Annotated in this window: 13 protein-coding genes and 1 tRNA gene; 9 read left to right on the forward strand and 5 right to left on the reverse strand. The window is 69.7% G+C overall.

Features of this window, described 5'->3' with window-relative positions; translation table 11 throughout:
* Window positions 1-258: 258 nt before the first annotated feature.
* Together G515_RS0112280 and G515_RS0112285 are read right to left on the reverse strand one after the other, a co-directional pair.
* Window positions 259-1,287, reverse strand: coding sequence for a 2-oxoacid:ferredoxin oxidoreductase subunit beta (locus G515_RS0112280; RefSeq protein WP_245565420.1), 1,029 nt, complete (start codon window positions 1,285-1,287; stop codon window positions 259-261).
* A 68-nt stretch (window positions 1,288-1,355) separates the two neighbouring features.
* A complete protein-coding gene (locus G515_RS0112285) occupies window positions 1,356-3,302 on the reverse strand; it encodes a 2-oxoacid:acceptor oxidoreductase subunit alpha (RefSeq protein ID WP_028660365.1) in 1,947 nt (648 codons plus the stop codon).
* Between the two features lie 262 nt (window positions 3,303-3,564).
* Between G515_RS0112285 and G515_RS0112290 the strand changes: the two genes are divergently transcribed.
* From G515_RS0112290 to G515_RS0112305, 4 genes are read left to right on the forward strand one after another with little or no spacing between them, the layout of a single operon-like run.
* Window positions 3,565-4,647 carry a sulfate ABC transporter substrate-binding protein gene (locus G515_RS0112290; RefSeq protein WP_028660366.1) on the forward strand — a complete coding sequence of 361 codons (1,083 nt, stop codon included), beginning with the start codon at window positions 3,565-3,567 and terminating at the stop codon, window positions 4,645-4,647.
* 9 nt (window positions 4,648-4,656) lie between these two features.
* Window positions 4,657-5,493: a sulfate ABC transporter permease subunit CysT gene (gene cysT / locus G515_RS0112295; RefSeq protein ID WP_028660367.1), complete on the forward strand. Its 837-nt coding sequence runs from the start codon at window positions 4,657-4,659 to the stop codon at window positions 5,491-5,493.
* Window positions 5,486-6,328 carry a sulfate ABC transporter permease gene (locus tag G515_RS0112300; RefSeq protein ID WP_028660368.1) on the forward strand — a complete coding sequence of 281 codons (843 nt, stop codon included), beginning with the start codon at window positions 5,486-5,488 and terminating at the stop codon, window positions 6,326-6,328. The genes cysT and G515_RS0112300 overlap by 8 nt, the downstream gene beginning before the upstream one ends.
* Window positions 6,329-6,331: 3 nt before the next feature.
* Complete coding sequence (locus G515_RS0112305) at window positions 6,332-7,306, forward strand: sulfate/molybdate ABC transporter ATP-binding protein (RefSeq protein WP_028660369.1); 975 nt, start codon at window positions 6,332-6,334, stop codon at window positions 7,304-7,306.
* Between the two features lie 146 nt (window positions 7,307-7,452).
* On the opposite strand, the gene G515_RS0112310 is transcribed toward G515_RS0112305, so the two are convergent.
* Both G515_RS0112310 and G515_RS22745 read right to left on the reverse strand, forming a co-directional pair.
* Window positions 7,453-7,911, reverse strand: coding sequence for an RrF2 family transcriptional regulator (locus tag G515_RS0112310; protein WP_028660370.1), 459 nt, complete (start codon window positions 7,909-7,911; stop codon window positions 7,453-7,455).
* A 30-nt stretch (window positions 7,912-7,941) separates the two neighbouring features.
* Window positions 7,942-8,454, reverse strand: coding sequence for a MarR family winged helix-turn-helix transcriptional regulator (locus G515_RS22745; RefSeq protein WP_157571090.1), 513 nt, complete (start codon window positions 8,452-8,454; stop codon window positions 7,942-7,944).
* 62 nt (window positions 8,455-8,516) lie between these two features.
* On the opposite strand from G515_RS22745, the gene G515_RS21215 reads away from it, so the two are divergent.
* Both G515_RS21215 and G515_RS0112325 read left to right on the forward strand, forming a co-directional pair.
* The gene (locus G515_RS21215; RefSeq protein WP_051218334.1) at window positions 8,517-10,595 is read left to right on the forward strand and encodes an MMPL family transporter; all 2,079 of its coding nucleotides are present in this window, start codon (window positions 8,517-8,519) and stop codon (window positions 10,593-10,595) included.
* Window positions 10,596-10,774: 179 nt separating this feature from the next.
* Window positions 10,775-11,284 (forward strand): hypothetical protein, encoded by a 510-nt coding sequence (locus tag G515_RS0112325; RefSeq protein ID WP_157571091.1) that lies wholly within the window; start codon window positions 10,775-10,777, stop codon window positions 11,282-11,284.
* A 37-nt stretch (window positions 11,285-11,321) separates the two neighbouring features.
* Here G515_RS0112325 and G515_RS0112330 read toward each other — a convergent pair whose 3' ends face one another.
* Window positions 11,322-11,813 (reverse strand): YajQ family cyclic di-GMP-binding protein, encoded by a 492-nt coding sequence (locus tag G515_RS0112330; protein WP_028660372.1) that lies wholly within the window; start codon window positions 11,811-11,813, stop codon window positions 11,322-11,324.
* A 172-nt stretch (window positions 11,814-11,985) separates the two neighbouring features.
* Between G515_RS0112330 and G515_RS0112335 the strand changes: the two genes are divergently transcribed.
* The 3 genes from G515_RS0112335 to G515_RS21225 all read left to right on the forward strand — a co-directional run bounded on the left by G515_RS0112335 (window position 11,986) and on the right by G515_RS21225 (window position 13,642).
* Window positions 11,986-12,066 (forward strand) — tRNA-Tyr (locus G515_RS0112335).
* A gap of 236 nt (window positions 12,067-12,302) precedes the next feature.
* The gene (locus G515_RS21220) at window positions 12,303-12,890 is read left to right on the forward strand and encodes a DUF4956 domain-containing protein (protein WP_036555485.1); all 588 of its coding nucleotides are present in this window, start codon (window positions 12,303-12,305) and stop codon (window positions 12,888-12,890) included.
* The gene (locus tag G515_RS21225; RefSeq protein WP_051218335.1) at window positions 12,887-13,642 is read left to right on the forward strand and encodes a polyphosphate polymerase domain-containing protein; all 756 of its coding nucleotides are present in this window, start codon (window positions 12,887-12,889) and stop codon (window positions 13,640-13,642) included. The genes G515_RS21220 and G515_RS21225 overlap by 4 nt, the downstream gene beginning before the upstream one ends.
* Window positions 13,643-13,657 lie beyond the last annotated feature (15 nt).

Consider the following 13,657-nt stretch of genomic DNA (forward strand, 5'->3'; position numbering starts at 1 on the left):
GTTGAGTGGGTCCTCCCGAACGGTTGAGTGGGTCCTCCCGAACTGTTGAGTGGGTCCTCCCGGACCGTTGAGACGGTCCTCCCGGAACCGACAACTCAACCGTCCACGGCCCACAACTCGACCGTCCAGAACCCACAACTCAACGGTCGGCAGGGCCCAACTCGACCGTCCACAACCCACAACTCGACCTGCGGGACCGCGACCAACGAGATCGAGCCGGCGTACGAGTACGCCGGCTCGATCAGGTGTAGCGCTGGGTCAGACGACGGTCCAGGTGTCGCCCGCGCCGAGGAGGGCACCGAGGCGCTCATCGGGGGAGGCGGCGGCGGCGTCGACGGCGGCGCTGACCTGGGCACGGGCCTGGTCGTCGTAGGTCGGTCGCTCGACCTGGCGGAAGATGCCGATCGGAGCCTGGTGGAGGTAGTCGGCCGCGGTGAGCCGGGAGATCGCGAAGGCCACGGTGGGGTCGGTGTTGTGCGCGTCGTGGACGAGCACGGCGTCCAGGCCGACCTCCTCGACCTGGGCGACCTTGACACCGCCGGTGGCGGGGTCGCGGACGACGCCCTTGGCACCGCCGGCGAAGACGATCGGCTCGCCGTGGACCAGCGGGATGATCGACTCGTCCTTGGTGTCGCGGCCCTTGAGGTCCTCGAAGGCGCCGTCGTTGAAGATCGGGCAGTTCTGGTAGATCTCCACCAGCGAGGTGCCCCGGTGGGCGGCGGCCGCGGAGAGCACCGAGGTGAGGTGCTTGCGGTCGGAGTCGATGGTGCGGGCCACGAAGGACGCCTCCGCGCCCAGGGCCAGCGAGACCGGGTTGAACGGCTGGTCGATCGAGCCGACCGGGGTCGACTTGGTGACCTTGCCGGTCTCCGAGGTGGGGGAGTACTGACCCTTGGTGAGCCCGTAGATGCGGTTGTTGAACAGCAGGATCGTCATGTTGACGTTGCGCCGCAGGGCGTGGATGAGATGGTTGCCACCGATCGAGAGGGCGTCGCCGTCACCGGTGACCACCCACACCGAGAGGTCCTCGCGCGCGGTCGCCAGACCGGTCGCGATCGAGGGCGCCCGGCCGTGGATCGAGTGCATCCCGAAGGTGTCCAGGTAGTACGGGAAGCGCGAGGAGCAGCCGATCCCGGAGACGAAGACGATGTTCTCCCGGCGCAGGCCGAGGTCGGGGAGGAACCCCTGGACGGCCTTGAGCACGGCGTAGTCACCGCAGCCGGGGCACCAGCGGACCTCCTGGTCGCTGGTGAAGTCCTTGCCGGTCTGGGTCTGGCCCTCGGGCAGGGCGGGGACGAGCTCGGTGCCGGTGCGGAACGCAGGCAGACCCAGCTCGGTGGAAGCGTCGGTCGCGGTCACTTGGCAACCTCCAGATCGGTCGTGGACTCGGGATCGATGTTCTGGGCGAGGTCGACGGGCACGCCCTCGGCTTCGCCGACGAGCTCGGCGATGGCGTCGGCGAGCTCGGCGGCCTTGAGCGGCAGACCGCGCACGACGTTGAAGCCGACCGCGTCGACGAGGTACTCCGCGCGCAGGAGCAGGGAGAGCTGGCCGAGGTTCATCTCGGGCACGAGGATCTTGTCGTAGCCCTGGAGGATCTCGCCGAGATCCTTCGGGAACGGGTTGAGGTGGCGCAGGTGGGCCTGGGCGACGTTGAAGCCGGCCTTGCGGACCCGTCGTACGCCGGCGCCGATCGGGCCGTAGGTCGAACCCCAGCCGATCACCAGCACGCGGGCCCGGCCGGAGGGGTCGTCGACCTCGAGCGGCGGCAGGGAATCGGCGATCTTGTCGATCTTGGCCTGGCGCAGCCGGACCATCTTGTCGTGGTTGGCCGGGTCGTAGGAGATGTTGCCGTGCCCGTCGCCCTTCTCCAGGCCGCCGATGCGGTGCTCGAGGCCGGCGGTGCCGGGGATCGCCCACGGACGGGCGAGGGTCTCGGGGTCGCGGGCATAGGGCTCGAACTCCGGCGTGGATCCGTCCTCGCCCACGGCGGGCGCGGTCGCGAAGCCGGGGTCGATGGTGGGCAGTTCGGAGATCTCCGGGATCCGCCACGGCTCGGAGCCGTTGGCGATGTAGCCGTCGGAGAGCAGCATCACCGGGGTGCGGTAGGTGACCGCGATCCGGGCGGCCTCCAGGGCGGCGTCGAAGCAGTCGCCGGGCGACTGCGGCGCCACGATCGCGACGGGGGCCTCGCCGTTCCGGCCGAACATGGCCTGCAGCAGGTCGGCCTGCTCGGTCTTGGTCGGCAGGCCGGTGGAGGGCCCGCCGCGCTGGACGTTGACCACCAGCAGCGGCAGTTCGGTCATCACGGCCAGGCCGATCGCCTCGGACTTCAGCGCGATGCCGGGGCCGGAGGTGGTCGTGACGCCGAGCGCGCCGGCGTAGGAGGCGCCGATCGCGGCACCGATGCCGGCGATCTCGTCCTCGGCCTGGAGGGTGGTGACGCCGAAGGACTTGTGCTTGGACAGTTCATGCAGGATGTCCGAGGCCGGGGTGATCGGGTAGGACCCGAGGAAGACCGGCAGGTCGGAGCGGACGCCGGCGGCCACCAGGCCGTAGGCCAGGGCGAGGTTGCCGGAGATGTTGCGGTAGGTGCCCGGTGCCATGGGGGCGGGCTTGATCTCATAGGAGACCGCGAACGCCTCGGTGGTCTCGCCGAAGTTCCAGCCGGCCTTGAACGCCGCGATGTTGGCCTCGCGGATGTCGGGCACCTTGGCGAACCGCTTGGTCAGGAAGCCGATGGTCGGCTCGGTCGGGCGGCCGTACATCCAGGACAGCAGGCCCAGGGCGAACATGTTCTTCGCCCGGGCGGCGTCCTTGCGGGACAGGCCGAACTCCTTGACCGCCTCGACGGTCATGCCGGTCAGGTCGACGGGGTGTACGGCGTACTCGCCCAGCACCGAGCCGGCGTCGCCGATCGACTCCAGCGGGTCGGCGTCGTAGCCGGCCTTGGAGAGGTTGCGCTTGGTGAAGTCGTGGGAGTCGACGATGACGGTGGCGCCCTTGGGCAGGTCGCCGAGATTGGCCTTGAGGGCGGCGGGGTTCATCGCGACCAGCACGTCGGGCGCGTCGCCGGCGGTGAGGATCTGGTGGTCGGCGAAGTGCACCTGGAAGGACGACACGCCGGGGATGGTGCCCTGTGGGGCGCGGATCTCGGCGGGGAAGTTGGGGAGCGTCATCAGGTCGTTGCCGAAGATGGCGGACTCCTGGGTGAACCGGTCACCGGTGAGCTGCATGCCATCGCCGGAATCACCGGCGAACCTGATGATGACGCGGTCAAGCTGCTGGACCTGCTTGGACACCCTGATACTTCCCTTGCTCGATGGTCTCAGCGGACTCCCGTACTGGAGAGCGCCGCCGACTCTTCAGGGTAGTCCGCGCCCCCATGTCAACCGAACCGTCTCCCCGGTTGGACATGTGTGTCGTCTCACGCGGCGCCGCCGGATCTCGTGATTTCTGCGCGACACGCCGATCTGTTGACAGTGGAGCAATTAAGTTGAGTAGTCTCATAGAGATTCCTGAAATGATTGAAAAGCTGAGCAATGGACACGGAGTGTGGGACCGATGAGGAAGAACGCAGGAAGATGGGGAGTGGCCGGTCTCGTCGGGCTCGGTCTCGTGCTCGCCGGGTGCGGTGGAGCCGACGGTGCCGCGTCCGGCGACGAGACGATCTCGATCGTCGGCTACGCCGTGCCGGAGGCCGCCAACAAGGCGATCGCCGCCGAGTTCACGCAGACACCGGAGGGCGACGGGGTCGGCTTCCGGACCTCGTACGGCGCCTCGGGTGACCAGAGTCGTGCCGTCGTCGAGGGACTCGACGCCGACTACGTCCACCTGTCGGTGGGCTCGGACGTCGACCGGCTGGAGGAGGAGGGCCTGGTCGACCCCTCGTGGGACCAGGGTGAGAACAAGGGCATCGTGTCCACCTCGATCGTGGTCCTCGCGGTCCGCGACGGGAACCCGAAGAACATCCAGGGCTGGGATGACCTGATCAAGCCGGGGGTCGAGATCGTCACCCCCAACCCCGCGTCGTCGGGCTCGGCCCGGTGGAACGCGCTGGCCGCGTGGGGTCACATCGTCAAGAACGGCGGCACCGAGGCGGAGGGGACGGCGTACCTGGACAAGCTGTTCGCCAACGTGGTGTCGCTGACCAACAGTGGTCGGGACGCCACCACGGCGTTCCTCGACGGCACCGGGGACGTGCTGCTCGCCTACGAGAACGAGGCGATCCTGGCGGCGCAGAACGACGAAGGCTTCGAGTACGTCATCCCGGAGACCACCGTGCTGATCGAGAACCCCGGCGCCGTGCTGAAGGACGCCTCCGCTCCCTCCCAGGACTGGTTGGACTTCGTGCTGGGCACCGAGGGGCAGAAGCAGTTCGCCCTGACCGGCTTCCGTCCGGTGAACACCGCCGAGCCGGGGGTGGTCGACTTCGAGGCGCTCGGGCTCGAGCCGGCCGACATCGAGGGCGCACCGGACCCCGAGGACCCCTTCCCGGCGGTGCCACACCTGCTGACCCTGGAGAAGGACTTCGGCGGCCCCGGCTGGGACGCCGTCAAGGACGAACTGTTCGGCACCGGCGAGGACGGCGAGCCGCTGGGCATCGTGACGGAGTCGATCGCGAAGTCCGGCAAGGCGACCGGGTGACGCGGAGTCGTGGCTGAACTGATCGGGACGAGGCCGGCCGCATCCCGGCCGGCCCTCGCCCACAACCTGACGCGCACCTCGGGCATCGGCCTGGGACTCACCATGCTGTGGTTCAGCCTGCTCGTGCTGCTGCCGCTGGCCGCCGTGATCGTGACCGCGTCCCAGGCCGGCTGGAGCGGCTTCTGGAGCACGATCACCAACGACCAGACGGCGGCCTCGATCCGGCTCACGGTGCTCGCGGCGGTCGTGGTCACCGCGCTCAACGTCTTCACCGGTACCGCGATCGCGTGGGTGCTGGTCCGCGACCACTTCCCCGGCAAGGGCCTGCTGGAGTTGATCATCGACGTCCCGTTCGCGCTGCCCACCATCGTGGCGGGCCTGGTGTTGCTCTCGCTCTACGGCAACGAGAGTCCGCTCGGCCTGCACTGGGCGAACACGCAGTGGTCGGTCTACCTGGCGTTCCTGTTCGTCACGCTGCCCTTCGTCGTACGCACCGTGCAGCCTGTCCTGGAGGAGCTGGAGTCCGATGTCGAGGAGGCGGCGGCCTCCCTGGGTGCCAGTCGGGTCACCACCTTCCGGCGGATCATCCTGCCGAGCCTGGCGCCCGCGATCGCAGCCGGAGCCGCCCTCTCCTTCGCCCGTGCGGTGGGGGAGTACGGCTCGCTGGTCCTGCTCTCGGGCAACCTGCCCTTCGAGTCGGAGGTCTCCTCGGTGCGCATCCTGAGCGCCATCGAGCACGACAACCCCGGTGGCGCGGCGTCGATCGCGACCCTGCTGCTCCTGATCTCGCTGGCCGTGATCCTGCTCCTCGATCTCATCCAGCGAAGGGTGGCCAGACGTGGCTGAGGTTCGTCGAGTCCGCAACGGCCCGTTCGGGTATCTGCTCCGGGCCTTCGTCATCGTCTACCTGGTGCTCCTGGTGGCGTGGCCGCTGCTGCTGGTGGTCACGCACACCTTCGCGCACGGCACCGAGTCGCTGCAGGCCCTGTTCGCAGATCCCGACCTGGTCGCGGCGCTGCGTCTCACCGCCCTCGCAGCGGTGGTGGCGACCGTGATCAACACCGTCTTCGGAGTGGGGATCTCCCTGCTGCTGGTGCGCTGCGAATTCCCCGGCAAGAGGTTGCTGAGCGCGTTCGTGGACCTGCCGCTGGCGGTCTCGCCGATCGTCGTCGGCCTCGCCCTCGTGCTCGTGTACGGCGGCCGGGACGGCTGGTTCGGCCCCACCCTGGAGAGCTGGGGGTTCCAGGTCGTGTTCGCCACCCCCGGGATCATCATGGCCACGGCGTTCGTCTCCCTGCCGCTGGTGATCCGCGAGGTGGAACCGGTGCTCAGAGAGGTCGGCACCGAGCAGGAGCAGGCCGCGTGGAGCCTCGGCGCCAGTGGCTGGCAGGCCTTCTGGCGGGTCACTCTGCCCGCGATCAAGTGGGCGATGATCTACGGGGTGGTGCTCACCCTGGCCCGATCCATCGGCGAGTTCGGAGCGGTCAAGGTGGTCTCGGGCAACGTCTTGGGCGAGACCCGGACCGCCACCCTCGCCGTCGAGGAGAAGTACCTCAACTTCGACCAGGACGGCGCCTACGCCGTCGCCTTCCTCCTCGCCAGCGTCTCGGTGCTGTGCATCCTCGTCGTCTTCGTGCTGCGTGCTCGTAGCGCGCGGCGCTTCTCTGCGGAAGGGCAGTGACAAGTGAGTATCGAAGTGTCCGGTGTCAACAAGCGGTACGGCGACTTCGTCGCGCTCGAGAACATCAACCTGAGCATCCCCACTGGAGGGCTCACCGCCCTGCTCGGACCCAGCGGCGGGGGCAAGACCACCTTGCTCCGGGTGATCGCGGGACTGGAGACCGCCGATTCGGGCTCGATCCTGATCGAGGGCACCGACGCCACCCGGCTGGCGGTGCAGAAGCGCAATGTCGGGTTCGTCTTCCAGCACTATGCGGCGTTCAAGCACATGAGCGTCGCCAGGAACGTCGCCTTCGGTCTGGAGATCAGGAAGCGGCCGAAGGGCGAGATCCAGGCGAGGGTGGAGGAACTGCTCGAACTCGTCCATCTCTCCCAGTTCGCCCATCGGCTTCCCTCCCAGCTCTCCGGCGGTCAGCGTCAGCGGATGGCGCTGGCCCGCGCCCTGGCGGTGGAGCCCACCGTGCTCCTGCTCGACGAGCCGTTCGGGGCCCTGGACGCGAAGGTCCGCAAGGAGCTGCGCGACTGGCTGCGCAGGCTGCATGAGGAGGTCCACGTGACCACCGTGTTCGTGACGCACGACCAGGAGGAGGCGCTGGAGGTGGCGGACGAGATCGTGGTGATCAACGAGGGTCGGGTGGAGCAGGTGGGCACGCCCGACCAGCTCTACGACGCCCCCGCGAACGACTTCGTGATGGGCTTCCTGGGCTCGGTCACCACCCTCGACGGGCAGCTGGTCCGGCCGCATGACATCGAGGTGTCCCTCGCGCCCGCCGGCCCGGACTCGATCGAGGGCACGGTGTCGCGGGTGCAGCGCATCGGCTTCGAGGTGCGCCTCACCGTGCTCACCGACGACGGGGAGGTCGTGACCGTCGAGCTGACCCGCCCACATGCCCGACGGCTCGCCCTGGAACAGGGTCGGGTGGTGTTCCTCAGCGCGTTGTTCGAGCCGGCGAAGCCGGTGCTGGTCGCGGGCGCCTGACCTCCGGGTCGTCCACGTGCTGGTCGCGGACTGCGGGTGCCCTTGTCCGAGGGCACCCGCTGGCTCAGCATGGATCCGCCGGTAGTCGCCCTCGCGAGCGTCCCGGCTGGCGGCGCGCAGCGGGCGGCGGATCGGTGGGCCGGGGCTCAGTGCGGCTCCCAGGCCTCCTCGCGGGCGGTGCGGACGGTGACCTCGTCCGGCAGCTCCCGGGAGGCGAGCTGGGCGATCGAGACGTGCTCGAACACCTCGCGCAGCGAGTCGCGGGCCGCGATCCACACGTGCTGGAGCACCTCGGCGTCCTCGTTGTAGCTGACGCTCTCGGGTCGGAGCCCGTAGACCGAGACCAGCGGACCATCGACGGCGCGGATCACGTCGGCCACCGACACCTCGGCAGCCGAGCGCGCGAGCCGCCAGCCGCCGGACTTGCCCCGCTGGCTGATCACGACGCCGGCCTTGCGCAGGTCGCCGAGGATGGCCTGGAGGAAGCCGTGCGGGATGTCCTGGACGCGACCGAGCTCTTCGGCGCTCACCGCGCGGGCGTCCTCACGGGTGGCCATCTCGATGAGTGCGCGCAGGGCGTAGTCGGACTTGGCAGATACTCGCACCTGCTCAGTGTGTCAGATGACTCGATCAGATCACTCGACGAAGTCGCCTTGCGGGTCTTCCGGCGACCGGTCCGCCCCCACGCTCTCCAGGGCCCGGAGCGCCCCCTCCAGGTAGCGGTTGATGGCGTCGAGCTCGTCTGGTTCGAACTCGTCCTCCAGGCGCGCGAGCCTGACGAACATGGGAGCCAACTCCCGGGAGGCGGTCGACCGGCCCGATGCGGTCAGGTGGATCTCGGTACGCCGGCGGTCCTCGGCATCCGGTCGCCGCTCGGCGTGACCGCGGTGCGAGAGGCGGTCGACGATGCCGGTGGAGGCGGCTGAGGTGACGTCGAGTCGCCGGGCGAGCGCGGCGGGACCGATCGGTCCGTGACTGAGCTGCTCGAGGGCGGCCAGTTCGGTCTCGCTGAGACCCGCCCGGCGGGCGACCACCCGTCGTACCTGGGTGGCGGCCTCGAGCAGGGCGCGCAGCGTGCGCAGGCTGGTTGCCTCGTGCCACTCGGGGGAGGGCGGGCCTGCGGGATCCGTCGACACGTGCCCGCTCACTTTTTCACCTTCTTGATGATTAACTTGCTTAAGCACCCCGAACTCTCAGACTGGAGTCCTCGATGCACACCGCCCATCCTGCCGCACGATTCGTCACCGGAGCGCGTACGGCGTGGCTCGTGGCGTTGGTGCCGCTGGTGCTCGCCCTCGCCGGGACCCTCCTCCTCGGCGAAGGGGAGCGCACCCGCCTCCCCACCGACTCCATCCCCGAGGGCTACGACAGCACCCGCGTCGTCGAGGTCCAGGAGTCGCTCGCCGAGGACGGAGACAGCTCCGCGCTGGTGCTCTTCACCGCCCAGCAGGGCGAGCTGACCCCGGCAGAGCAGCAGGACCTGACCCGGCTCGCGCAATCCGCGGGGGCGGTACCGCCGTCGGTCCAGGTGGCCGAGGACGGGAGCGCGATGCTGGCCGTCGTACCGATCGAGGCCGAGTCGTCCACCGCCACCATCGCAGCGGTGGACGACCTGCGGGCCCAGTTGGACGACCAGGTGCCGGACGGGGTGGACGCCCAGGTGACCGGCGCCGCCGGAGTGGAGGCAGACCTCGCCCGCGTCTTCGACGGGGCGGACCTGCGTCTGCTTCTCGCCACCGCGTCGGTGGTGGCGGTCCTGCTGGTGATCACCTACCGGAGTCCGGTGCTCTGGCTGATCCCCCTCGCGGTGGTCGGTGTCGCCGACCGGTTCGCCGCCGTCCTCGCGACCCAGGTGATGGCTCGCCTCGACGTCGCCTGGGACGAGTCCACCGTGGGCATCCTGTCGGTGCTGGTCTTCGGTGCGGGCACGGACTACGCGCTGCTGCTGATCTCGCGCTACCGCGACGAGCTGCGCCGTACGCCGGACCGGCGGGCCGCGATGGCGCACGCACTGACCCGCACGGTCGAGGCGGTCCTGGCCAGTTCGGTCACCGTCGTCCTGGGGCTGCTGACCCTGCTCCTCTCGCTGACCCCCACCACGCGTGGGCTGGGGCTGGCCTGCGCGATCGGCGTGGTGGTGGCGGCGTTCTTCGTCCTGGTCGTACTCCCCTCCGCACTGGTCTGCTTCGGGCGATGGGTCTTCTGGCCCAGGGTGCCCCGGGTCGGCGAGGCTGCCCTGGTCGATCGGACCACGCTGTGGAGCCGCGTCGGTGGCGTCGTCCGGAAACGTCCGGCGTGGCTGGTGGCCGGCACGCTGGTCCTGCTGGGGGTGCTGGCCAGTGGCACCACCTCGATCTCGGTGGGACTCGACCAGGCAGACCAGTTCCTCGAGAAGCCCGAGGCCATCGCCGCTGCCGAGCGGCTGGCGCAGTCGTTCCCGGCCGGGGCGGCGGAGCCGGCCGAGATCGTCACCGCCGCGGACCCGGCCGAGGTCGCGGCCGCCGCCTCCTCATCGGAGGGGGCGGTCTCGGCCCAGGTGGTCGCACAAGGCTCGGGCATGACCCAGATCGACGTGGTGCTCGAGGCGCCACCGGGGTCGGACCAGGCCGAGGCGCAGGTGCAGGCACTGCGCGAGGCGGTCGGCGGGTTCGAGGAGACCTACGTGGGCGGGCAGGAGGCGTCCGCCATCGACGAGCGCGACGCGGCCGCCCGGGACCGGCTGGTGATCATGCCGCTCATCCTGCTCCTGGTGCTCGTCTCGCTGGTCGTACTGCTGCGCTCGGTGCTGGCGCCGGTCCTGCTGGTGGCCACCGTGGTCGCGACCTACGCCGCCAGCCTGGGTGCGGCCTGGTGGCTGTTCCAGGGGCCGCTCGGCTTCTCCGCGCTCGACAACCAGGTGCCGCTCTACGCGTTCTTGTTCCTGGTCGCGCTCGGGGTCGACTACAACATCTTCCTGGTCACCCGAGCCCGTGAGGAGGCCACCGAGCATGGCACCCGCACCGGGATGCTCCGTGCCCTCGCCGCCACCGGTGGCGTGATCACCAGTGCGGGCATCCTGCTCGGCGCGGTGTTCGCGGTGCTCGGCGTCCTCCCGCTGGTGGTGCTGGCCCAGCTCGGCGTGGTGGTCTGCCTCGGCGTCCTGCTCGACACGCTGCTGGTGCGGACCGTGCTGGTCCCCTCACTCGCCGTCCTCCTCGGGGAGCGGTTCTGGTGGCCGGCCCGTCCGGCCGCGAGGTCGGAGGGTCTCGCCGAATCGACGGCCGGCCGCGGTATCAGTCAGTCCTCCTGATGCTCCTGACGGAGAGGTCCTGCGTCGGGCGATCCGAGGGGTGCATCGACGCGGATCGAGGGCGGAACGCAACCCTGACCGGTAGCGACCGCGTCTGATCAGGAGACGGGGCCCGCGCAGCTGCGGGCCGACGACACGCTCGAGGGGGACCGATGGGTTCGACGAGGACGATGATGCGGGTGGCGATCGTCGCGGTGCTGGCGGTGCTCGCGCCCGTGGCGCTGCTGGCGCCCGCGCAGGCAGAACGGGTCGTGCGGCACGACCGTGTCGACGACGACCGGGGGAGCGGCGACATTGCCCGGCTGATCGTGCGATATCAACCTCACCGCGTGGTCATGACGGTGGTCTACGACGGGCGCGTGCGCGGGCATGCGTGGCCGCTGTCGCTTTTCGTCGACCTCGACCGGCCGGGGACCCGACGGATCGACTTCACCGTAGCCACCACCCAGTTCGCGCCGCGACAGTTGACCGTCACGAAGAACACCCGCTGGCAGGGTTGGGAGCAGACCTGTCGGCTCAAGACGCGGGAGAACCTGTACGACCGCATTCGGCTCACCGTGCCGCGGCGATGCCTCGGCGAGCCCCAGGTGCTCCGCGGGCGGGCGGAGACCGACAACAGCCTCACCCCCGATGCGATGCGCGACCCGAACGACCGCGTCGGCTGGACCCGCTGGGCCCGCCGAGGCTGACGCCTGTGAGACCGGGGGCGCCGCGTCCACGCGAGATTTAGCGGTAGTTGGTGAACTGGACGGCGAAGTCGTAGTCCTGTTCCTTGACCAGGGCGATGACGGCCTGGAGGTCGTCGCGCTTCTTGGCCGAGACCCGGAGCTCGTCTCCCTGGATCTGGGCCTTGACGCCCTTGGGGCCCTCATCGCGGATCAGCTTGGAGATCTTCTTGGCGTCCTCGGAGCTGATCCCCTCCTTGAGCGCGATGCCGATCTTGGACTGCTGGCCGGACTGGCGCGGCTCGGAGGCGTCCACGATCTTCAGGCTCTGGCCGCGCTTGATCAGCTTGCCCTTGAACACGTCGAGGACGGCGCTGGCCCGGTCGTCGGCGGAGGCGGTGATCTCGATGGCGTTCTCGCCCTGCCACTCGATGCTCGCGCCGGTGCCCTTGAAGTCGAAGCGGGTCGCCACCTCGCGGGCGGTCTGCCCCAGGGCGTTGTCGACCTCCTGACGGTCGATCTTGCTGACGATGTCGAACGAGCTGTCGGCCATGGCTACTCCTGGCGATGGTGGGGGACGGGGAGGTTCGTCGCGCGCGGGCGCGACGGTCACGGAGCCTACGACCTCGGCGCGGGGCCCGGCCTCGGTTTTCGTCCGCCGTGGTGCCTGCGCTATTGTTCCGTTCCGTCGTCGCCCGCACCACGGTGGGGTGCGATGACAGCCCGGCAGGTTGCCCGAGCGGCCAATGGGAGCGGACTGTAAATCCGTCGCGAAAGCTTCGAAGGTTCGAATCCTTCACCTGCCACATGGGCCCGAGGCCCCCGGTCACCGACCGGGGGCCTCGGTCATTTTTCGGGATCCGCGAAGGCGAAGGGCGCAGTCCGCATCGGGCCGAGAGGGGCCGGACGGCCGTCTGAGGCCCAGGTCACCCCGGGTTCACCGGGCTCACAGCGGACGCACAGGTTCGCCAGGCCTACGGCATAGGCGGATCGGGCGCAATGGGAGAGACCGTTCACCTCTTGTCTCCCTGGAGTTCAGCTGATGTCTCATCCCATGGTGCTCGCCGACCTGGTTGCTCTCGCCGTGCTCGTCTTCGGACTGTTCTGGCGGCGAGATGGCCGTCGGGAACTGGTGGTCGCCTACCTCACCGTCAACATCGGGGTGCTGGGTGTGACGCTCGCCCTGGCCAACAGCGAGATCGGCGCCGGCCTCGGGCTGGGCCTCTTCGGCGTCCTGTCCATCATCCGGTTGCGCTCGGAGGAACTCGCCCAGCGAGAAGTGGCCTACTACTTCGCGGCGCTGGCTCTCGGCCTTCTCGGCGGGCTCGCGATCACTCCGGACTGGCTCGGTTTCACGCTGATGGCCGCGGTGGTGCTCGCCGTGGCGGTGGGGGATCATCCGGCCGTGGCGCCGCGGACCGCGACCCAGGAGATCCTGCTGGACCGGGCCCACGCCGATCCGGTCGCGATGACCGCCCACGTGGAGGAGTTGCTCGGGCTCGACGTCCGTGACATCTCGGTGATCCGGCTCGACCTCGCCGACGACACCACCCTGGTGCGGGTGCGGTACGTCCCCGGCACACCCCGTGTCGCCGCGGCGCCCACCACCCTCACGGAGGCCGCCCGATGAGGCTGCTGGACTCGCTCGAGCCGATCGACCTGAGCGGGATGGTGGCCGAGGCCGCGTTGTTGACCCGGGTCGACCGCAAGTACCTCGTCCGGACCGAACTCCTGCCAGACCTGGCCGGCGGCCTGCCGCGGGGGAGCCGGGTGCTGGAGATCGAGGGTCACCGCGCGATGGGCTACCGCTCGACCTACCTCGACACCCCGGAGCTGAGCAGCTTCTTCGCCGCCGGCCGCGGCCGGCGGAACCGTTGGAAGGTCCGGGTCCGGACCTACCTCGACACCGGCACCAGCTACGTCGAGGTCAAGACCCGCGGCCCGCGTGGCACCACCGTGAAGAACCGGGTCGAACTGCCCGCAGGCCCGGACACCGCCGTCCGGGCGTACGCCGCAACCCTGATCGACCACGACGAGGCCGCCCGACTGCGACCGACTCTGGACACGTCGTACCTGCGCAGCACGCTGCTCGTGCCGGGAGGGACCCGTGCCACCATCGACACCGGCCTGACCGTGAACTCCCACCTGGCCGATCGCGAGGGCGTCCTGGAGGGACTCGCCGTCGTGGAGACCAAGTCCGGCTCGACGCCCGGCGCGGTCGACCGGTTGCTGTGGCGGCTGGGGCAACGGCCGGTGCGGATCTCCAAGTACGGCGCCGGGCTGGCCGCACTCCACCCCGAACTGCCCCGTCTGAAGTGGCATCGGGTCCTCGACCATCACCTCGGCCTGCCCTGTCGGGCCGCATCGCTTCGGGCCGCCTGAGCCCGCACCAGGAGG

This window comes from Nocardioides insulae DSM 17944 (genome assembly GCF_000422825.1).
Classification (GTDB): Bacteria; Actinomycetota; Actinomycetes; order Propionibacteriales; family Nocardioidaceae; genus Nocardioides; species Nocardioides insulae.